At 67.6% G+C, this 18588-nt stretch carries 21 protein-coding genes and 1 pseudogene; 9 read left to right on the top strand and 13 right to left on the bottom strand.

Going from position 1 to position 18588, the window contains the following annotated elements; translation table 11 throughout:
- From AB0K82_RS05025 to AB0K82_RS05015, 3 genes and pseudogenes are all read left to right on the top strand, one after another.
- Positions 1 to 270, top strand: a complete 270-nt coding sequence (locus AB0K82_RS05025) for a hypothetical protein (RefSeq protein ID WP_364392859.1) — start codon at positions 1 to 3, stop codon at positions 268 to 270.
- Positions 263 to 862, top strand: coding sequence for a DUF6879 family protein (locus AB0K82_RS05020; protein ID WP_364392857.1), 600 nt, complete (start codon positions 263 to 265; stop codon positions 860 to 862). The genes AB0K82_RS05025 and AB0K82_RS05020 overlap by 8 nt, the downstream gene beginning before the upstream one ends.
- Positions 769 to 1521: pseudogene (locus AB0K82_RS05015) on the top strand (DUF6082 family protein). The gene AB0K82_RS05020 and the pseudogene AB0K82_RS05015 overlap by 94 nt, the downstream one beginning before the upstream one ends.
- A gap of 18 nt (positions 1522 to 1539) precedes the next feature.
- Here the strand turns inward: AB0K82_RS05015 and AB0K82_RS05010 are convergent.
- From AB0K82_RS05010 to AB0K82_RS04980, 7 genes are all read right to left on the bottom strand, one after another.
- Positions 1540 to 3087 (bottom strand): hypothetical protein, encoded by a 1548-nt coding sequence (locus AB0K82_RS05010; protein WP_364392855.1) that lies wholly within the window; start codon positions 3085 to 3087, stop codon positions 1540 to 1542.
- Positions 3088 to 3232: 145 nt separating this feature from the next.
- Positions 3233 to 4858, bottom strand: a complete 1626-nt coding sequence (locus AB0K82_RS05005) for a restriction endonuclease (protein WP_364392853.1) — start codon at positions 4856 to 4858, stop codon at positions 3233 to 3235.
- Positions 4859 to 5228: 370 nt separating this feature from the next.
- Positions 5229 to 5897 carry an RloB family protein gene (locus AB0K82_RS05000; protein ID WP_364392851.1) on the bottom strand — a complete coding sequence of 223 codons (669 nt, stop codon included), beginning with the start codon at positions 5895 to 5897 and terminating at the stop codon, positions 5229 to 5231.
- A 119-nt stretch (positions 5898 to 6016) separates the two neighbouring features.
- On the bottom strand, positions 6017 to 7288 hold the full coding sequence (locus AB0K82_RS04995; protein WP_364392848.1) for an ATP-binding protein: 1272 nt from the start codon (positions 7286 to 7288) through the stop codon (positions 6017 to 6019).
- Between the two features lie 101 nt (positions 7289 to 7389).
- Positions 7390 to 7539: a hypothetical protein gene (locus AB0K82_RS04990; protein ID WP_364392847.1), complete on the bottom strand. Its 150-nt coding sequence runs from the start codon at positions 7537 to 7539 to the stop codon at positions 7390 to 7392.
- Entirely contained in the window at positions 7536 to 8108 is a 573-nt protein-coding gene (locus tag AB0K82_RS04985) for a hypothetical protein (protein ID WP_364392844.1), read from the bottom strand. The genes AB0K82_RS04990 and AB0K82_RS04985 overlap by 4 nt, the downstream gene beginning before the upstream one ends.
- On the bottom strand, positions 8105 to 9301 hold the full coding sequence (locus AB0K82_RS04980; RefSeq protein ID WP_364392842.1) for a hypothetical protein: 1197 nt from the start codon (positions 9299 to 9301) through the stop codon (positions 8105 to 8107). Before AB0K82_RS04980 ends, AB0K82_RS04985 begins: the two co-directional genes overlap by 4 nt.
- Positions 9302 to 9352: 51 nt before the next feature.
- Between AB0K82_RS04980 and AB0K82_RS04975 the strand changes: the two genes are divergently transcribed.
- From AB0K82_RS04975 to AB0K82_RS04965, 3 genes are all read left to right on the top strand, one after another.
- A complete protein-coding gene (locus AB0K82_RS04975) occupies positions 9353 to 10315 on the top strand; it encodes an SDR family NAD(P)-dependent oxidoreductase (RefSeq protein ID WP_364393229.1) in 963 nt (320 codons plus the stop codon).
- Between the two features lie 6 nt (positions 10316 to 10321).
- Positions 10322 to 10678 carry a muconolactone Delta-isomerase family protein gene (locus AB0K82_RS04970; RefSeq protein ID WP_364392840.1) on the top strand — a complete coding sequence of 119 codons (357 nt, stop codon included), beginning with the start codon at positions 10322 to 10324 and terminating at the stop codon, positions 10676 to 10678.
- Between the two features lie 149 nt (positions 10679 to 10827).
- Positions 10828 to 11172, top strand: a complete 345-nt coding sequence (locus AB0K82_RS04965; protein WP_364392838.1) for a hypothetical protein — start codon at positions 10828 to 10830, stop codon at positions 11170 to 11172.
- A 115-nt stretch (positions 11173 to 11287) separates the two neighbouring features.
- Here the strand turns inward: AB0K82_RS04965 and AB0K82_RS04960 are convergent, their stop codons facing one another.
- Both AB0K82_RS04960 and AB0K82_RS04955 read right to left on the bottom strand, forming a co-directional pair.
- Positions 11288 to 11830 (bottom strand): hypothetical protein, encoded by a 543-nt coding sequence (locus AB0K82_RS04960; RefSeq protein WP_364392836.1) that lies wholly within the window; start codon positions 11828 to 11830, stop codon positions 11288 to 11290.
- A gap of 116 nt (positions 11831 to 11946) precedes the next feature.
- The gene (locus AB0K82_RS04955; RefSeq protein ID WP_364392833.1) at positions 11947 to 12534 is read right to left on the bottom strand and encodes an HD domain-containing protein; all 588 of its coding nucleotides are present in this window, start codon (positions 12532 to 12534) and stop codon (positions 11947 to 11949) included.
- Between the two features lie 161 nt (positions 12535 to 12695).
- Here AB0K82_RS04955 and AB0K82_RS04950 point away from each other — a divergent pair, with 161 nt between their 5' ends.
- Positions 12696 to 13184: a cupin domain-containing protein gene (locus AB0K82_RS04950; RefSeq protein ID WP_364393227.1), complete on the top strand. Its 489-nt coding sequence runs from the start codon at positions 12696 to 12698 to the stop codon at positions 13182 to 13184.
- Positions 13185 to 13245: 61 nt separating this feature from the next.
- Here the strand turns inward: AB0K82_RS04950 and AB0K82_RS04945 are convergent, their stop codons facing one another.
- On the bottom strand, positions 13246 to 14742 hold the full coding sequence (locus AB0K82_RS04945; protein WP_364392831.1) for a glycoside hydrolase family 76 protein: 1497 nt from the start codon (positions 14740 to 14742) through the stop codon (positions 13246 to 13248).
- Between the two features lie 266 nt (positions 14743 to 15008).
- On the opposite strand from AB0K82_RS04945, the gene AB0K82_RS04940 reads away from it, so the two are divergent.
- Positions 15009 to 15368, top strand: a complete 360-nt coding sequence (locus tag AB0K82_RS04940; protein ID WP_364392829.1) for a DUF6086 family protein — start codon at positions 15009 to 15011, stop codon at positions 15366 to 15368.
- A 308-nt stretch (positions 15369 to 15676) separates the two neighbouring features.
- Here AB0K82_RS04940 and AB0K82_RS04935 read toward each other — a convergent pair whose 3' ends face one another.
- From AB0K82_RS04935 to AB0K82_RS04925, 3 genes are all read right to left on the bottom strand, one after another.
- Positions 15677 to 16207, bottom strand: coding sequence for a hypothetical protein (locus AB0K82_RS04935; protein ID WP_364392827.1), 531 nt, complete (start codon positions 16205 to 16207; stop codon positions 15677 to 15679).
- A 186-nt stretch (positions 16208 to 16393) separates the two neighbouring features.
- Positions 16394 to 16723 (bottom strand): hypothetical protein, encoded by a 330-nt coding sequence (locus AB0K82_RS04930; protein WP_364392825.1) that lies wholly within the window; start codon positions 16721 to 16723, stop codon positions 16394 to 16396.
- 193 nt (positions 16724 to 16916) lie between these two features.
- Positions 16917 to 17780: a hypothetical protein gene (locus tag AB0K82_RS04925; RefSeq protein WP_364392823.1), complete on the bottom strand. Its 864-nt coding sequence runs from the start codon at positions 17778 to 17780 to the stop codon at positions 16917 to 16919.
- A gap of 242 nt (positions 17781 to 18022) precedes the next feature.
- Between AB0K82_RS04925 and AB0K82_RS04920 the strand changes: the two genes are divergently transcribed.
- Positions 18023 to 18586, top strand: a complete 564-nt coding sequence (locus AB0K82_RS04920) for a hypothetical protein (RefSeq protein ID WP_364392821.1) — start codon at positions 18023 to 18025, stop codon at positions 18584 to 18586.
- The last annotated feature ends 2 nt before the right edge of the window (positions 18587 to 18588 follow it).

Genomic DNA, 18588 nt, shown 5'->3' with positions numbered 1-18588 from the left:
ATGAAGCGACCTTGGGAGGCCGACCCGGCAGCCGGGTTCAGACGGCGCCTCGGCAAGTCGACCCTCGAACTGGGGAACACGAACGCCACCCCGGCGTGCCCTGACATCTGGGAACTCGACAACGGCGATATCGCGGTGATCGGCCGCGACCTGACCGAACAGTACAAGGCACGCCTGCCCGAGGACGTCAGCATCGTTGCCGACGAACGGCTGGTCATCATCCCACGGAACATGCTCATCGCCGCCAAGCCGCACATCCCTGATGCTTGAGCGGGTCGCGGGGCTCCCCGGTGTCGGGCTCAAACTGGACGACTATTTCACCGACTTCGACTCGCGCCTTTGGCAGGTCGACTCCACCTGGAAGCTCGAGAGGCGCCAGAGCTTCCGGGAACCCGACGTGCCGAGTTGGGTGGCATGGGCCGAAGGTGACCGAGAGCGTTCTCTGGCCCTCGCCGAGGAGATGCGCGCCGGCATATCCGAGCTTCAGCGGCGCCTCGACGCACACGGCATCGTCCAGCGCCGAGTGCGAATCGTCGATCTGCCCGCGACCGACTACCTGTGCTGGGAGCTGACCGTCCTGCGAATCCGAGCCGAACTCGGCGAGCGCATCAGGGTGCTCCCGTCCTCCGCTCTGGCAACCCTGGAGGCTTCCGGCCCGTTGCCCGAGGTGATCCTGCTCGGTGAGCGCGTCGCCTATCAGGTGCGCTACGCCGATGACGGCGTCGTCACCGGCGCCAAGCTGATGACCGAACCTCGGGTCACGGCCGCATGCTTGTCCGAGATGGCAGGTCTGTGGGACCAGGGCGAGGACCTCGGTGTGTTCCTGGCGCGGACGAACGTACTTCCCAGCGGGCGTTCCTAGGATCGGGTGAAGAGCCCATGGCAGGGCGGTTACGACGGACGACGTCGACGGGGCTGCTCTTGCGGCGCCTCGTCGCCATCGCGCTCGCGGCCGTCTCCATCATCCTGGTCGCCATCTCGCCACTGGCGCTCGACTTGTTCGGTGGAGATACGGGGTCGTGGGCTCGGCGAGGGAACATCGGACAGACCTACGGTGCCGCCGCCGCTCTGCTCTCCGTCCTCGCGCTGGTCGGAGTGGGCGCGTCACTTGTCTTGCAGGCGCGCGAGTCGAAGGCCGACCGCGAGCAGGCGTCGCGGTCGGTCCATACGGACCTGCTCAAGATGGCGATGGACGACCCGGCGTATCTGGAGTGCTGAGGTCCGTACTACTCGACCGACGATCCGGTCGAAACCCGTCAGGCGCTGTACGTGAACATGATCGTCTCGTACTGGGAGAGCAGGTACGAACTGGGGCAGCTCACCGAGACTCATCTGCGCGCGGCGGCGGCCCACATGTTCCAGTCGGCACCGGGTCACCGTTTCTGGGCCGACGCACGATCCGTACGCGTCGACACGGCCGAAAGCCGTAGGGCGCGGCGATTCCATCGGATTCTGGACGATGAGTATCTCAAGGCGGTCACGCCTGGGCCTTTTGTCGGCGGTGAGCAACCAAGTGCCTAGCGGAAGATGGCGAGGATCCTACTGATCGGCTGCAGGAGGAAGCAGTGGGTCATTGGCCTGTACGGCGATATAGGTCTCCGCTGTCGCCCCTTCCAGGACGGACGGGTCATCGACGACGACCTGCGGACGACGACCGGCAGTCAGATTCGACCAGGATGACTCACCCGCGTCTCGGTATGCGCGGCGAACATCCGACCGAAGCCGCCCGCGCCGTTCGTCCATCAGCTCTCGATGCTGCGCACGCCGCTGATAGCGGAACTCGACCAATTGGTCGTCGTCTTCCGCAGCCGACGTGTCCGGGACTTGTGGGATGCCCGATGGATATCCGGCCTCTTCGGGTACCTGATAGCGCGTCGGCGGTTCAGGGGGAAGGTCAACGTCGCTGGCGACCTCCATGTGCTCCTCATAGAGGCGCGCGCAGGCAGCGAACAGCTGGCGGGACATGCCTAGTCGCACATCGGTTCCCGGGACTCGCCCTACCAGGAAGGCGCTCGCATCCGTATTGCGCCGAAGATCCGACTCGTCTGTCAACCGCCGCGCCCTGAGCTCGTTGCGGACTCCGATCGTTTCGGGGTCGGCCTCCAACGGAGTCAGGAAGCCCGTGCGCATGCGCGGTCTGTTCCGGCGGGCGGCGCTGAGCGGCACCAGGCGCAGATCGGCCTGCGGACCGTAACGAAGGTTCAAGTAGACGAGGAGCTGCGCCTCGGCCACGGCCAGCAGCGCATCGTCATCCTCGTCAAGGTGGTCTTCCGCGTCGGATTCGCCATCGGAGGGCGACGAGAGAGTCGGACCGTCGTAGTACGACCCACCATCGATTGCCAGGTCGTCGATCGTCATGAACACCTGGTCGTGCAGGGACGTACCGCAGAGCAACAGCCGGTGCGGCTCATCACCCATGAGTTTGCTGCCCTCACGCAGCTGCTCCGCCCCTTCCCGAAGCTCGGGTAGGCCTATCTTTCGCGCGGCCTTGGCTTCGATCAGCCACCAACACTGCGCGTCCAAAGGATGCCTTCCCCAGAGGTCCGGCCGACGCTCGTACGGACTGTCGAACCCGGAGATGTCGTTCGGGCCTCGTGTCTCAGCGTGCGTGGTGGCACCCAGCCCCATCAGTCCGCAGCACGCCCACTGCGCCATGGTCATCCCGAGTCGATACGCGAAGGCGGCCCGAGCGCTCCTCTCGGTGCCATGCTCATGAGCGATGCTGGCTACCAATCGACGGCCGGCGTTATGCGGGTAGGGCTTGAACTTGGCATCCTCCAGAGACAGGTACGCCTGCAGAGGCGAGATACGGGCCAGCAACTCCTGACCTGCCAGCTGCGGCACCATCTTCAACCAAGGGGTGACGTCTCGCCCCACCTCGGCGGCGTGTTTGATGATTTCTCGCCAAATCGTCGTCACCAGGTACCAGCCATTCGGCGGTACACCACCCGGACCTGGCCATGGTTCGCGCGCCCAATGCCAGTGGGGCGTCGGTCGCCTCGCGGGCGCGGAGCGTACGAGGACCGGGACATCGATCCTGTCCTGGGCATCCAGAACGGCGTCGATGGCGTTGTGCGGCGGCTGCATACTGCCAACCTTTCCGAAGACACGACACTGGGACAGGCGATTCGCACTATGTAAGGTCTGGCGGATCGGTCCGGCGACGGCGCGCTGGGCGGGGGGCGAGAATGAGCGAGCGGACGCCGCCCAGCGCTTTCCCGGACGAGAGTCGTCAGCGTCGCTTGGGTGGGGGCTTAGGGAGGCCGATCAGGACGTCGAGGTCAAGGTGTTCCTTGCAGAGGTACTTGATCTCTTCGCACTCCATGATCTGAATGCGACCGTGGCGGGCGGCGAACGCGTGGCCGTCCTTGGTGACCCACGAGGTAGTGATCATGATGCCTTTGGTGGCGTGTTTGTCCTCCATGACGCCGGCCAGCGCTCGTACGGCCTCGACGTTGACGGGGCCGCTGTAACGCTTGGCCTGTATGACGCACAGTCCGCCGAAGACCGGATCCTCATTGATGGCGACGGCGTCGACGCCGTCGTCCTTGGACGCCTGGGTCACCCACGACTTCATGCCCATCGTCTCGAACAGCTGACGGGTGAAGTGCTCGAACTCGTTCGGCTTCATGTCAAGCAGGTCGGGGCGGGAGTCGAGGCCGGCGACGGCGTCCATGCCCTCGACGAACTTGTACTGCGACAACAGCGCCTCGAAGTCGACGACCGGTCGCACGGCCTCCAGGTCGTACGGGTGCTGGGAGATCAGCGCGTTGAGCTTCTTGAGGCAGGCGACAGGGTCCACATCGGCAAGCACGAAACTGGAGAACAGCCCCTTCTCCGCACTGACACTGAGCAGACATGGCCGGACGGGTTGACCGGTCGCGGGGTCGGTGGTGGACACGTGCCCGTTGAACGACGCGACCTCGATGATGCCGACCGGGTCGCCGGCGAAGACCTCATGCAGCGTGCGCAGCGCGACCTGAGCGATGAGACGGGCGTACCGATCCTTGATCTCCTTAACCGATCGCGCGGCCTTGTCGATCTGGTCGCGGGTCTGTACGTACTTGTAGTCACGTTCGGCCGGGATGACGGACTGCGGCGGTAGCTCGTACTCCACGACCAGTTCCCGGGGCTCGGGCCGGTAGATGGCACGGGTGCGATGCGGAAAGCCCTCCGGGTACGGCGATGAGTCGAGGACGAGGGTGAAGAACCGCGCGACGGCATCAGAGTCACCGGCGCGAACCTGGCGCTCGAACTCATCGATCTCGGCGTTGTGGCGACGGATGCCCTCAGACTCCGTCGCCAGCCACTGGTCGTAGGCGCGGCGTCGTTCGTCCAGGAGCCGCAGGCGATCGGCCTCGACGGCGGCGTGCCGGGCGCGCTCACGCTCGTACGCCTGGCGAGCCGCGGCCTCCTCGCGCTCGTACCGTGCACGGCCGCCGAACAGGTTCCCGACTGCGCTCGGCGGCCGGGGCGGGACCCACTGCGGTTGAGGCACCGGCCGGTCGAGTCCCTCCGGTTCGAACGGCGGCGGCTGGAATGTGCGCCGCAACGACGCGAACGAGGCGTCCGGGCGTCGCCGGACTCCGGCGACGAGCACCGAGTCCAGTTCCTCGATCCTCTCCTGGAGATCCGCGGCCAGGTCGGCGGCCTCCGCCTTGCGTTCTTCGATGTAGAGCCGCTTGTGTTCACGTTCGTCCTGCGCGGCCTGCCGTGCTGCTGCACGCCGGGCCTGCTCACGTTCCCGCTCCGCCTTCTTCGCCGCTTGCGCGGCGGCACGGTAGGCCTGCTGCTCCAGGCGTTGCCTACGTGCCCGCTCTCGTTGCAGATCCGCCCATACTCCCCGCCGCTTCGCCATGCGCCTCTCTCTGCCCCCGTTGGCTCCGAGTCCGATTTACCAAGAGTTACGAGAAGTGACCGTAATCGCGGGAAGCCGGACGTAGGGTGCCGATCGCTGACCGCTTTCGGTCAACCACCGGTCCTTTCCGGTCGAGGCGGTGGTCGTAGTGACTCTCAACGCAGGGGAACGTACCTGAGCGCCCGCCGGAAGCCATGCTCCAGCCTCGAGCGGGGGAATGTTGTACGTCGGTTTCGTCGCGAACAGCAGCGGCAGCATGCACTTTTGTGAACTGCGGTTACATATCTGGACGATTGTCGTCAGCCGACCTGACCGCGCGAGGCGGTGGATCGTCCACTCTGTCCGGATCTCGTTGTCGCGTAGACCCTGCTCAACGTGTTGTGGGATGGATCTCGAGTGAGACGAGGAGCCGCCATACGTCGGTGGACGGATCGCGATCGAGGAAGGGGCAGTCCGGAGCGTGTCCGGAGCGGGCCGCCCACTGCTGCGGAGATCGAGTTCCGACATCTCGGTCGACCGGAGCGGTGACCGCCCTGCTGGGAGCACAGGAACCGTGAGGGCAGGACTTCACCAGACCGCGGGCCCGCGCAACGGCGTTGTCCTGGTTCCTTTCCAGGGCGTCGCGTCGAGCCGCCTCGATGCTCTTGTCGCTTCTCTTGCCGTAATCCTTGAACGCGGCATCGGCCTGCCGCAGTTTTTCGATGACGACCTTGCTGCTCCCGCTCTGCGTCCCTCCGAAGGCCTGGAAGTGCAGTAGTAACCACAGGTCGAAGGACGGATGTGAGAAGGCAAGGTCGACGTTGCAGGCAGCGGCATCCTTGACGGCTTCGAGGATGTCGTGATGTTCATCGCGGTCGAACAGCGCCCAGGCTTCATCCTCCGCAGCGATCTCGCGTACCGCTTCGACGGTCTCGCGGGGAAGCATTCCGTTCTTACGGTAGACCGGTTGGATACGGAAAGGCGTGTTGCCAGCATCGCCGTACCGCTCGTTGAGGTACTCCAGGTAGTCGGGCTCGGTCGACTCACCCTCGCAGGCCACGTACACAACGCGTACACGGCGGGACCGCCCGCCGGCTCGGCGCACCAGCGGGCGTTCATCCTCCAGATGACCGCGCCTTCTGCGCTTGCCTCGCCCGTCCCGCGGCTCGCTCCGCCGAGTCACGCCGTCACCTCGTCTCCATGCCGAGACAGCGCCCGAACGATCTCTCCGGCGGTGACCCGCGGCACTCCGCCGTACCGGCCCCGCAGGTAGGCCCGCTCGATGTTCTCCTCCTTGCGCGGCTTCGCCTCGGTCAGCGGGTACAGCTCCGTTTCACCGGATCGGTTCTTCACAATGAGCCATATCTGGTCTCGTCCGATCGGGCGGTCGAGGACCGCGTTCCCCAGCAACGTCGCGTCGTGCGTCGTGAAGATCAGCTGTGCTCCGTGCGGGTTCGCGTCCGGATCCTGGAAGATGCGTACGACCTCGGCCGCCAGCATCGGGTGCAGGCTTGAATCGAGTTCGTCCACGACAAGAACCGACCCTTCGTCGAGCGCGATGAGCATCGGGCCCAGGAATCCGAACCAGGCGTGGGTTCCGAGGGACTCCTCCATGAAGTCCATCGGAGCATCGCCACCGTCAGGGGTGCGGTGGCGCAGCTCGACCTTCCCGGTCTCCGGGACCACGTGGAAGCCGGTCAGCCCCAGGTCGGCCATCTGCAGCATCCGCACGATGCGCCGGGCGTAGTCGGCCCGCTGGTCGAAGTCGGTCATCAACCGCATGGTGAAGTTCGTCCGCACTCTGACGTCCGCGTCGGGTGCGATGAACAGCAGGTTGTTCACGAACCAGCGGTACAGCATCGACAGCTGCGGATCGTTGAGTGCGGCACCCGTGGACAGGAACAGGGCGTTCGGCCGCGTGAGCGATACAAGATCGTCACGGCGCCCTTTGAAACCCGTGCCGCGGAAGATGAACTCCCCACCCTCGGATTCCGGTCTGTCCGCCTCACGGTCGAACCACACGTTGCGACGGCCGTGCGGGTACGCGTGGAGCCACTCGGCCTCCACTCGCTCGTCTGACAGCTCGAAGCCGTAGGTATAACGCACCGGCTCGGGTCCCAGGACGAGATCGACCTCGAACAGGCTCGTCTCCTCACGAGACGTGGGGTCGAGCTTGAAGGGCTCACGCGGCACCACGTCGGGCACCTTCGCCCAATCCGCGAACGAGTCCAGCACCGCTCGCCGCATGAACCACAAGCTCTTTATCAGATTGGACTTGCCGGAGGCGTTGGCCCCGTACAGGGCGAGCACCGGAAGCGCCGGCACGTCCCTGCCCTTGTAGTGAAGGCCGGTGTCTCGGGCGGTGCCCTCGTTGAACTCGGTAGCGATCAATGACAGCTCATGCTCGCCACGGATCGATCGATGGTTGGCCACGCGGAAACGGAGCAACATCGCCGACCTCCTGATAGCAGGCTAGTCCTCCTGGCATGTTAGTCGCGGTCTCATGCACGAATCACGCATGAAAACGCCTGAGACCGACTCTAGACGGCCGCCTACACGCCCTTGAGCTCCTCGGCGAGGTCGGAGCGGCCGTACGTGGTCATGACGTGGGCGGTGTTCTCGATGAGGCGTTGGCGGTCGATGGCCTCCAGGCCGGAGACGAAGCGTTCCAGCACCTCGGCGACCTGCAGCAGGTTGTTCACGCGACCGTCGTTTGCCGTGGTGAGGGCGGCGAGGCGGTCGAAGGCAGGGCCCATGTCCGCGAGCTTCTCAAAAGGCGTTCGGGGTGGTCGGCCAGCCACCAGGCACACGCCATGACCGGGTCGGCGAGGACGTGGTCCTTGAGGAGTCGCATGTCGTCCAACTTCGCGCGGTTCTGCTCGCTCTCCCGCGCCGTCCTCATCGTGTCCTCGTCGACCGCGATTCTGACGGTCGCGTGGGTGATCACCGCGGGGCTGTGGGGCACCTGGTGCGGATAGCCGAGTCGGGCGTTCAGCCGGTGCTCCGCCGCGAGCGGGTCGAGGACGGACATCTGGGCGGTGATGGTGGACGCGAGGGTGCGCGCGTGATCTCGGGCAGCGTCCTCCGGGTTGCGGTGGTGCGCGCCGGTGACGCGGTTCTCCCAGGTCATGTCGATGACCGCGCTGAACGTCAGGCCGTCGATATCGCTGGGCAGCCGTGCCGCGAATTGGGTCTGATGCTTGGCGGCGCGCTCGAGGAGGCCGCGGAAGAACTGCCGGAAACTCGATCCGGTGTCGTACGAGGTGGTCATGCCGTGCCTTCTCCTTCCTGGGCGGACAGCAGCGGGTCGGCTGATGAGGCGGTCTCGATGAGCGTTCGGCGGAGGGCCGTACGGTCCGGCGTGGGGTCGTCCGTCTGGGCGTACCAGGCGTCCACCGCGCGGACGAGTCTCGGCAGATAGCGGGCGTCATCTCGGGCCGCATGGCCGAGGACGCGGACGACCGTGCGGGGGCGGTCCGCGTCACCGGTCTGCAGAGAGGTGAGGGCGTCGTCGAGCCAGGCCGCGATGAGCGTACGGGCGCGGTCCGTCGTGGCGGGTTCGACGAGTGCGGCGCGCCAACCCTTGCTGAGCGCCTCCGCGAGGCGGCTTCTGCTGCGCCGCGCCGCCTCGCCGATCACGGCCAGGTGGTCCTGGTCGTCGCGGGTCTGCACGACATCGAGGAACGCCTCGCAGCCGACGGGCCGGCCCTTCGTGCCCTGTAGCCAGATTCCGAGGCCGTCGAGGACTCTCGTCCGCATGCGGTCGTCGCCGGCCAGGTCGGTGACGGCCTGCCGTACGGCGCTCCGTACAGTCTCGTGCTCGACGGCGGCGAGATGACGCAGCCGGGTGAGCGCGTTCTCAGGGTAGACGGTGCCGTACTTGGCGCAGGCCTCCGCGACGGCGGTCAGCGTTGCCGCCGCGCCTCTGCGGTGGTAGGCGCTGTCGTACATCCACTGACGCGCCCCGCGGCCCAGCGCGGTGTCGACCGCCGCTGCCATGCCGAGCACCTCGACCGCGAGCGGTCGCAGCCCAGATGTGGCCGACCAGGCCTCCGCCGCCCGCCGCAGGAGGTCCAGGTCGTCCCGGCGGGCCGCCAGTTCCGACACTGTACGGGCCAGCCGGGCGAGGACGGACGGGGCATTGGGATCACCGCTCAGCCGCTGGGGCAGTTCGACCGTCCACTCCCGTACCTGCTGCCATGCCTCGGGATAGGTCCGCGCGACGTAGTCCAGGACCGACTCGGCGAAGGCGGGCTTGACGAACCGTACGATGCCGTCATCGCAGCTGGTCTCGGCTCCGTCGCGCAGGCAGCGGGTGCCCGCGCCGGCGAGGCCGTGGCCTTCCTCGGTGGGGAGCCCGAGCTTCTCCGCCAGCGTGGTCGCGGCCTGGTACGCCGCCTGTTCAGGGGCGGTCTCCACCATGGCGACGGCGATGAGGCGTACGCGTTCCCGCAGGTCCAGCACTGATGGGGCGAACCTGGTCTGGAGGTGCCCTCCCAGTTCCGGTACGCGTCGATGAGGGCGGCGACGGCCGCTTCCGTGCGGCCGTGGACCGCCATGGTGGGCGGGATCAGCTTCACGAGCCGTACGACGTCCGCCGGGCGGGCGCCCTTGACGGTGGGTTCGAGGTCCTGGCGGTCGCGCCACCAAGCGGCCTCGGCTGGGCGGAGGTGCGCGGCCAGGTTCCGGCGGAAGACGCCTTCGGGCGAGGAGGTCGCCGCCGGCATCACGGCCATGACGGGCGGCGTACGGGTCCGGGTGGCGCCGCTCGACCTGGCCGACCGGGCGTCGATCGCGGCGTTCACGGCCGCGTGGGACGAGCCGCTGCACATCCTCGTCGACAACGCGAGGGTGATGGCCTCGCCGGAGACGCGGACCGCGGAGGGGTGGGAGCTGCAGTTCGCCACGAACCACCTCGGGCACTTCGCGCTCACCACCGGCCTGCACGGCGCGCTCGCGGAGGCGGGCGACGCCCGGGTCGTCGTCGTCAGCTCGGTCGGGCACATCAACGGCGAGGTGCTGTTCGAGGATGTCAACTTCGAGCACCACCCGTACGACCCTTGGGCCGCCTACAGCCAGTCGAAGACGGCGAACATCCTGTTCGCCGTCGAGGCCGCCCGCCGGTGGGGCGCCGACGGCATCGCCGTGAACGCCCTCAATCCCGGACGCATCGACACGACGAATCTCGGCCGGCACATCGGGGAGCCCACGAACGCCCCGGCCTCGTACGAACCCGGCCGGAGCAGCGGTGTGTCGTTCAAGGACATCGAGCAGGGTGCCGCGACCTCGGTGCTGCTCGCCGCCTCTCCCCTGGTCGAAGGCGTCACCGGGAAGTACTTCGAGGACTGTCAGGAGGCCGAACCCCATCGGCCGGGCGTACGGCGCGGCATCGCGGACCACGCGCTGGACCCGTCCAAGGCGGCCCGGCTGTGGCGGCTCTCGCTCGACCTGCTCGCCGCCGCCGAGCAGCGATCCTGACCGTCCATGGCGCTACCGCTCGTACGGGTCGTCGGCGGGCAGCCAGGCGTCCGGCTCGTTAAGCCCGAGGTCAGCGACGCCCTCGATCAGGGCGTCGGCGGTTGCGAACACGGCGGGCCGTACCTCGCCGCCGCGCCGCCGAAGCGGTCCGAGCCGGGGAACTGGCCGTCGCCAGCCACCTGTTCCGGCTCTGGCACCCGGTCGGCGAACGGCGCAGCATCGGCATCGGGGCGCGCCACCGACGAGACCGAACTGCACGAGAAGGTCCTCGGCACCCTGCCCCTGCATGACTGGATGACCTTCGCGGTCACCGCGCTGAACCCCCACGCTAATGATCCGGGCCGGGACGACGCTGCCGGCTGACCACGAGACGCCCCGTCCCCTGTGGCTCGCCGTTGTCGCCCCTAAACGGTGAGAGCCGCGCTTCGGCTCCCCGCCGCCTTCTCGCGGCGGGGAGCCGATCGCTTCCCAAGCGAAGAACTGCCGGAGTCGGTTCGTTAGGCTTAGAGAGCATGACCGAGTGGTGTGAAAAGTGCGGGCTTATCGTCGGTCTCGGCTGTGCGTGCAATCTTGCTCCCGTCGGGCGGCATCGCCCGAACGAGAGCCGCTGGAGCCGGTTCAGTCCCGACACCCTGCTGATCTCTAGCCGCAATATGGCTCATGTTCCCGGTGCCTGCGAGCACATGACCGAGGAACAGGTCCTCAACCCGGAGAACGGCTGGGGTTGGATTCCCAATCCTGATCCAGCTCTCTGGGACCGCATCAGCGCGGGACATCCCGTGCAGGCCACTGAAGGCGACACCTCCCGCGCTGCCAGGTCCCGCTGCAAAGACTGCGCGGCCACCCTCGCCTCCTGAACCATTAGGGTCATGGTGGCCAAGACGCCGGGCTGAACACAGCAGATTGGGCTATACGCTCCAGGATTACGCAGGAGGCGTATCGTGCAACTCGCCCTTTCTCATGGGGTACTTGTCACGCCTTGAGCGGTGGCGGCGCGTACGGTTCGGTGAGCGTGTGCCGGGCGGTGTCGAGGATGAGCGAGCGGGCGAGTTCCGCCGGGGCGTGGGCGCCATGCGGGAGGAAGACCACGTGGTCGCGGAAGCAGTAGCGGGCGGTCGACCAGACCTTCCACGCCATCTCGCGGAGCGGGGCTCCGCGGCGGAAGGCGCTCATGCGTACGTAGCCGATGACCATGCAGATCAGGCCCGAGAGCCATAGCGGAAGCGTCATGAACAGTGGTGCGATGACGGCGGCCCACATCGGTGCGGGATGCGACGAGCTGTGGTGTGCGCTCAGGGAGACCAGCACGAACAGCGCCGCCAGCGGCACGCCGCTCAGCGTGAGGATCCAGCCGATGGTGACCATGCCTCGCGGCGGCCGTACCACCGGGAGACTCAGCATCCCCGCCAGGTTCGAGCTCGCCGTGCCGTACGCGCGGTAGCCCCGGACGTACGCGCTGCTGTACGACGTCTGGGACGAGACGATGCCGGGCACCGGCTGGGTCTGCTCGGTCATGCGGCAGACCGGGCAGGCGTTCGGAGCCGGGCCGAAGTCCATCCGCGAACCCCCTGAGTGATCTGCCGAAACGGCCATGCCGACAGGAACATATCGGACGTTGATCAGCCCCGTACTCAGACGATCGGGTAGGCGGACTGGAAGGCGAGGCGGCGGTCGGCGTCCGCGACGATCCCGGTCAGAAGGTCGTCCAGGTCCATGAACGCCTGCCAGGTCTCCTGCCCGCTCGCCTCCGTCAGGTGGTCGACCACCCGCTGCTCCAGGTCGGGGACGCGCTTGGCCTTCCAGACCTTGTCGGCGAGGCTGACCAGCAGGTCCTCGAGCGTGGTGCCGGGTTCGGTCCAGGCGGCGTGCGTACGGGCGAAGCGGGCCAGGCGCTCTTCGACTCCGTGGTCCAGGAGCAGGCGGTGACCGGCCTTCTCGTGGGCCGATCCGGGGCCGGAGAGCTCATCCACATGGACGGTCTTGCCGATGTCGTGGGTGGCCGCGCCGAACAGGACCGCCTCGCGGTCGGCCGCCACGTTGCCGTGGTCGCGGCCGAGCCGGTCGAGGATCTGGTGGGCGACATCGTGGACGGCGCGCAGGTGGGCGGCGAGCCTCGGTGGCGCGTCCAATGCGCGGAGCAGGGCCTCGGCGCGTGGAGGAAGCGGACGCAGGTCCGGGCCGGGCTCGGTGAGGGCACGCTGCAGGGCGGTGGTGGCCACCTGATCACCGTAACCAGCGACCTCCCCCCCAAGATCAAACAGCACTCCGGAACATGTCAAGATCGTCTTATGTGGACGAACCGGTGTGCACGCCCCGATCCGGCTTCCCCGTCCCTGCGCCGTGGTCCCATGACCGCGGTCGAGTTCGTGGGCGCGTGACCATGGCCGTTGAGGACAACGAGGTGATGGGTCGGCTGCTCCGCCCGTACGTGCTGGCCGCGGGCGAGGGAGAGAGGGCGGCGGCGCCCGAGGGCTCGGTCATGAGGCTCAAGGCTTCCGCGGAGTCGACCGGTGGCGGGCTGGGGCTGCTGGAGGGCGTCGACGCGCCCGGCTTTGCCACGCCCCTGCACCGGCACGACGTCGCCGAACTCTGGTACATCCTCGACGGGCACTATGACTTCTACGTCGCCGGCGAGTGGGTGTCGGCCGGCACTGGAGCGGTGGTCTTCGTGCCGGGCGGGCTGGTCCACGGCCTGCGTGCGGGGTCGGCGGGCGGGCGCAAGCTGACGATGATCGTCCCTGGCGGGCCGGAGGGCTTCTTCCGTGACGTGCATCGCGCGATCGAGGAGGACGCGGCGATGCCGGAGCGGATCCGGGAGTTGGGGGCCGAGTACGGCATCGAGCTGATCGGCCCCCTTCCGGAGCGCTGACCCGCCTCCTCGGGGGTGAGCGGTAGACCGGTCGGCCATGTACGGTCCGACGCGGATGGCGTTATCCGGCGGCGCTCATCAGGTCCACGCCGCTCTGCTGGCGGGCCGCGTCGGTGGAGTCGAGCGGGCCGGCCCAGTGGTAGCCGTACTGGTCGAGCGGGTTGCGGTCGTGGGCGTAGGCGGAGTCGGCCTGGCGGTTCAGGTAGGCGGTGTACGGGTGGTCGCCGAGCGCCTTGTTGAGGGCGGCCAGGCCGCGGGCGTACACGCCCTTGAACGACGGGCCGTCCGCGCCGCCGTTGGACTGGGGTTCGCCCGGGTCGGCGAGGATGCCGTTCGGGTTGAGGGTCGGGTCGGTCGTCGAGGCGCCCGCGAGCGTACGGGCATCGGTGAGCACGCCGGCGTCGCCGGTGGCGCGGTACAGCTCGGTCAGGCCGTTCAGGATGACGCCCTGGTTGTAGGTGTAGACCGGCTGGCCGTTGTTCTTGCACGTCGACGTGGTCAGGCCGTCGTTGATCAGGTGAGCTGAGTTGATCAGCCCGGAGGCCTTGAACCAGGACCATTCGTTCTTCGCCTGGGTCAGGTACTTGGTGTCGCCGGGGATGCGGTTGTGCAGGGCGGCGGTGAGCTGCAGGTACAGCTCGTTGGTGATGGCGTTCTTGTAGTCGCGCTGGGTTCGCCACCAGACGCCGCCCCCGCACGTACCGTCGGAGTACGACGTCATCCAGTCCGCATCGGTCTTGGCGGTGGTCAGGTAGCGGCTGTCGCCGGTCAGATCGTAGGCGTCCACCCAGGCCAGGCCCCACCAGCCGGTGTCATCCATGTAGTCGTTGCGAAACCGGCCGCCCTGGGCGGACAGGTTGTCGTCGTACGTGGTCGCGATGGCGTATTTGTAGCTGCCCATTCCGCTGACCCGGACGTTGTCGATGACGGCGGTCAGCGCGTTCGCGGAGTTCCACCAGTTGGTGGTGATCCACAGGCCGGTGCCGGCGTTGTAGTACATCATCAGCGCGGTGGCCGCGGCGGTGGACCGGCTGCCGGCGTTCCAGGTCGTACGGGCCCACGGGGTGCAGGCGATCTCGACGCGGTCGCCGGCCTTGCCGCAGGCGCGTACGGCGCCGACACCGCGGTTGTTCCAGTCGTCGACGTTGTACATGAGGGTGCGCCGGCCGCGTTGGCCGCTCGGGACGGTGGTGTCGCCGAGCTTGCTGCCCTGGCTCCAGCTCTGGCCGCCGTCGAAGGAACGGTCCAGCCACACCTCGTCGGCCGGGTTGCCGTTGTCGATGCTCGCCCAGGCCATGTCGTCGGCGTCGTCGAAGTGCAACGCGATCTGCCGCGAGTAGATGGTGGCCTGGACGGGCGTACGGTCGCCGGCGGTCAGCGCCGGGTCGCGGCCGTCGCAGTACTTGTCGCAGATGGACGTGGCGGCCGCGCTGTTCCCGGCGAGTGCGGGGATCACGGCGGTGGCGAGGAGGGAGGTGGTCGTCAGCAGGCGGATGAACCGGCGAACGGACGGGCGGGCGGGGCTCCGTCGGCCTGGAGCGGGGAGGGAGGACGACATGACCGACTATTGATCCGGACCATTAGTCACGTCAATGGTCAAAATAGGCGTAGATCTACGGACCTCAGCGGTTTTCATCGTCGTGAGGCGGCGCACACCGGCGAGAGCACTGAGCGGACCGACGAGATCGTCGCCGGATTCGATCAGCACTCTCTTGGTCGTGTCGGGGCTGCTCCTCACGTGCATGGTCTGTGATCGAGCGGGCATCAACGGGCCGTCAACGATCAAGGGTCGATCGGTCTTTCTCCGGGGTGGGAGTGGTCAGGGTGAGTTGCCTGTTCAGGGTCGGTGAAGAGACCGTCTGGGCCCCGTCCGCGGAGGCCGGCCGGCTGTACGTCGGAATGACGAAGTGCCTCGCGGCGGGCGGGGGTCGGGCGACCGGCGTCAGGACGGTCGCCGAGGACGTCTTCGAGATCGACCCGCAGCCGTTCGACGCCCTGGTCGAGGTGGCCTACAAGGAGTACTTCGCCTCGACCAACCAGGTGTACCGAAGCCAGCTCCACGGCTGGCTGCTCACGTCGCTCGTCCTGCTGGCGCGGGCGGGCGTCACGGTGACCCCGTCCACCGAAGAGGAGCGCGAGTTCGTCGAGGACATCTGCGAACACGCGAAGGCGATGCCCTCCTAGCCAGGACCCGCCCGGTGGATCTTGTCGTGCTCTACGGCAGTGCGGAGACCGGGCTGATCACTGTCCGATGGCGACGGGTTCGTCACCCAGGCCGGCCGAGTCGGTGGCCGGGAGGGCTCCGGTCCGCTGCCCGTGTCATACCGAACGCTCGGCGACTGCGGTTCCGGACGGGGTCAAAGCTCGCATGTAGGCACCGCAGGTGGGGTTTTGCCGAGCTTCCGGTACGGCCCCGCACGAGGTTCCCGAGGACAAAAGGGACGATCTCCGCAGATCGCATGCCCGGGTCGCCTGTCGTCTTTCACCTGCGTCTACTGAGAGGAGAATTCGTCTCGCCTGAGTGGACGCCACCAGAAACGACGCCCCGCCCGGCGGGCGGACCGTTCCGTCCGGCGACGCACGCAGGCCTCACCACGCCGCACAGGCACAGATCGACCAGCACGCGATCCACGGGCGGCCTGCGTCGCCGACGCGCGGAGGTTGTCGACGTCCGTCGACTTGAAGCCCGCGCCGCCGAGCGTGCACTTGTCCTTCTCGGACTTGGCGCTGAACGAGACCGTGGTCTCGGGCATGGCACTGCCGTCGTCGAGGCCGATCGAGGTGTCCTCGTCGTTGACCGTCCAATCGGCCGGAACGTCGTAGGACAGGCCGTTCTTCTCGGAGGCGACGACCACCTGCCAGCCCGGCACCACCGGCGGGAAGCGGCCGCTCGGCGTCGGCGTGGGGGTGGGGGCGACGTACGGAGTGGTCGGGGCCGCGACCGGATGCTTCTTGCCGTCACCCCGGCTGACGAGCACGATGGCGACCGCGCCGACGATGATGAGGACCGCGACGACGGCCACGATGATCAGCGGCGCGGCGGATCGGGAGGCGGGAAGCCGGGTGGTGGAGGCCCGCCGTACCCGGCGCCGGGTGGGCCGCCGTATCCGCCTCCGGGCGGCCCCTCGGCGCCGCCGCGACGGCGTCGGTGCCGGCCGCACCGCCGACGGTGCGGCCGGGCGTCCCGACTACGTCTCAGGAGACGATGGTCAGGTGGTGCCGTACCACACGGTCGGAGAGCAGTACTGGGCGACGCAGAGCTCGAAGTAGATCTTCTTGTGTTCCTTCATGTTGTATTTGGCGTGGTAGACACCGACCAGGGTGGACCAGTCCTTGCGGTGGATCGTCTCGCTGCCCTTGTATCGCCACAACAGGTGAACGGTTCCACTGACGTGCAGGTTCTCGTTGTAATAGACGTCGAACTTGTCACCCTTGGGGTGGAACACGACCCCGGCGGCGTTCGAGTATCCCTGGGCGTTGACGCGGGTCCAGTTTCGGTGGGAGCTCGCGGCGTTCGCGGCGGTGGCCCCCAGAGTCATGCTTCCGAGCGTGAGCGCCGCAGTGGCCCCGAGTGCTGCCAGTGAGGTCTTCAGCGTAGGCACTGTCCTACCTCCTCCGATGTGGCCCCCGTTTGACCACATCTTTGACAAGCAGCGGACATTAGCATTTTTCGTGCCGTTTTCCCGCACTTTCCGGCGAGTGGCCGGATGAGGACCGGGTGAGGCGGTGCGGTTACCAGGCGGCGCGTTGCCAGCGGTTCTCTGCGGCGTGGGTGAGGACGTGGTGGGTGGCGTCGGTGACCGTGATCGCGATGACCTCGCCGTAGCTGAGCAGCAGGTGCTGTCCGGCGTGGTCGAACGCCAGGCGGACCTCGTCCGGGTCGTCCCAGGAGCAGGGACGCTGCCAGAGCACGCGAAGTGGACCTCCGTCGACCGGCAGCACCGCGACGTTGAACGTGGCACCCTCGTCGCCGGTGTACGCGAGGGCCAGCCGCGATCCGTCCGCCGAGAGCTCGGCGGCGCGGAGCTGGTGGATGCCAAGGTCGCCGTCCTCGACGAGCAGGACACCCGAGGATGGGGTGCGCGACCGGACGACTCGACGGTGCTGCGGGCGGCCGGTGGCTCCGACGGTGAGCATCGCGAGGTCGCGGTCCGGACCGGCCGAGATGCCGAGCACGTGGGCGGCCGGGTCGAGCGGCCAGACGCGGACCGGGCCGTCGCCGGACGCGGGCGCGACCAGGAGGTACTCCTCCCGCTCGGTGTCACCGGCGTCGAGGGCGAGGAAGATATCCGCGCCGTCGGGCGAGATGGCCAGGTCGATGGCGCGGCCGTGGCGGATGGGCGGGAGCGGCACCGGCCGGACGCCGCGCGCCTCCGTGATCGCGTAGAGCCTGGACGGTGCCGCCGGGTCGTCGATGGAGTGGGTGGTGGCGGCGATCGTGTCGCCCCGGACGGCGATGGTGGCGTCCCAGCTCTCGCCCGGCGGCGGAGCGACGTGGACGGGATGGCCGTCGGGGGCGGCGTGGTGGACGACCAACTCCTGCGGGATGGATCCGTCGTTTCGCCCGCCGATCGTCACAAAACGCCCTATGCCCATCCCAACTCCAGCAAATGATGTCCCGCCGCGAACCATGATAATTCAAAAACACTGCAATAGAGATTCTTGAATGTCCGAAACATGGCAATCAAAGATCATCTGCCCCACGCTCGAAAACTTGATCCGCGTCTTGCGCATAGCCTAGGATTACCGACTGTTAACCATCGGATTACACAGCGCGACAACGGGCCGCATGCGGCGGTCCGAGTAAGTGGTCGACAGGCCCGAGGAGGCGATGCACCATGGATCTTGCGGACAGGCTCTTATCACTGACCGTCACCGCCACCTCGCCCGATGGGCGGATAAATGCCACTTTCGGCGATCGAGGCGGAAGAATAGAGCTCGCATTTCGCCCGGGTGACTACCGGCACTACTCCGGGACCTCGTTGGAGCAAGAGCTCTCCCGGTTGGCGATGCGGGTCATGGCGGGATATGTGCGCGCCCAGACGAAGCTCATCGACGCGGCGGTGCCGGACGTGCTGCACGACGACGCCATCGAATACGGGCTCGAAGACCGGGAGTTCCGCCGGCACCTCGCGGCGATCAGGACGGCCGCCACATCACCCGACGGGCGGATCACCGTGGTCAGTCAGGCGCTCGTGCGCTGGGACGTGCGCATCGCGGACGGCACGGTCGGCCGAGTTTCCGAGGACGCGTTCACGGCCGGTCTCCTCGCCGCGTTCCATGAGGTCCTGACCCGTCACCAAGCCGAGGTACGGAGGCTCAAGGACGAGCACTACGGCTCAGGCATCGACGACACCACACGCCGCCGACCCGGTCCTCCAGGGCGGCACACACTGCGGTAGAC

Source organism: Actinoallomurus sp. NPDC052274, assembly GCF_040679475.1.
Classification (GTDB): domain Bacteria; phylum Actinomycetota; class Actinomycetes; order Streptosporangiales; family Streptosporangiaceae; genus Actinoallomurus; species Actinoallomurus liliacearum.
Note: the sequence above shows the minus strand (reverse complement) of the source record. Positions and strands in the feature narration are given on the sequence as shown.

What these genes read in the sequence shown, in the direction of transcription:
- AB0K82_RS04930 (WP_364392825.1), bottom strand. Translation starts at nt 16,723, where the DNA reads ATGACTCTGGGGGCCACCGCCGCGAACGCCGCGAGCTCCCACCGAAAC.
- AB0K82_RS04945 (WP_364392831.1), bottom strand. Translation starts at nt 14,742, where the DNA reads ATGTCGTCCTCCCTCCCCGCTCCAGGCCGACGGAGCCCCGCCCGCCCG.
- AB0K82_RS05025 (WP_364392859.1), top strand. Translation starts at nt 1, where the DNA reads ATGAAGCGACCTTGGGAGGCCGACCCGGCAGCCGGGTTCAGACGGCGC.
- AB0K82_RS05010 (WP_364392855.1), bottom strand. Translation starts at nt 3,087, where the DNA reads ATGCAGCCGCCGCACAACGCCATCGACGCCGTTCTGGATGCCCAGGAC.
- AB0K82_RS04960 (WP_364392836.1), bottom strand. Translation starts at nt 11,830, where the DNA reads ATGACCGAGCAGACCCAGCCGGTGCCCGGCATCGTCTCGTCCCAGACG.
- AB0K82_RS05005 (WP_364392853.1), bottom strand. Translation starts at nt 4,858, where the DNA reads ATGGCGAAGCGGCGGGGAGTATGGGCGGATCTGCAACGAGAGCGGGCA.
- AB0K82_RS05020 (WP_364392857.1), top strand. Translation starts at nt 263, where the DNA reads ATGCTTGAGCGGGTCGCGGGGCTCCCCGGTGTCGGGCTCAAACTGGAC.
- AB0K82_RS04925 (WP_364392823.1), bottom strand. Translation starts at nt 17,780, where the DNA reads ATGGGCATAGGGCGTTTTGTGACGATCGGCGGGCGAAACGACGGATCC.
- AB0K82_RS04970 (WP_364392840.1), top strand. Translation starts at nt 10,322, where the DNA reads ATGGCGCTACCGCTCGTACGGGTCGTCGGCGGGCAGCCAGGCGTCCGG.
- AB0K82_RS04985 (WP_364392844.1), bottom strand. Translation starts at nt 8,108, where the DNA reads ATGACCACCTCGTACGACACCGGATCGAGTTTCCGGCAGTTCTTCCGC.
- AB0K82_RS04920 (WP_364392821.1), top strand. Translation starts at nt 18,023, where the DNA reads ATGGATCTTGCGGACAGGCTCTTATCACTGACCGTCACCGCCACCTCG.
- AB0K82_RS04995 (WP_364392848.1), bottom strand. Translation starts at nt 7,288, where the DNA reads ATGTTGCTCCGTTTCCGCGTGGCCAACCATCGATCGATCCGTGGCGAG.
- AB0K82_RS04975 (WP_364393229.1), top strand. Translation starts at nt 9,353, where the DNA reads ATGAGGGCGGCGACGGCCGCTTCCGTGCGGCCGTGGACCGCCATGGTG.
- AB0K82_RS04950 (WP_364393227.1), top strand. Translation starts at nt 12,696, where the DNA reads ATGGCCGTTGAGGACAACGAGGTGATGGGTCGGCTGCTCCGCCCGTAC.
- AB0K82_RS04965 (WP_364392838.1), top strand. Translation starts at nt 10,828, where the DNA reads ATGACCGAGTGGTGTGAAAAGTGCGGGCTTATCGTCGGTCTCGGCTGT.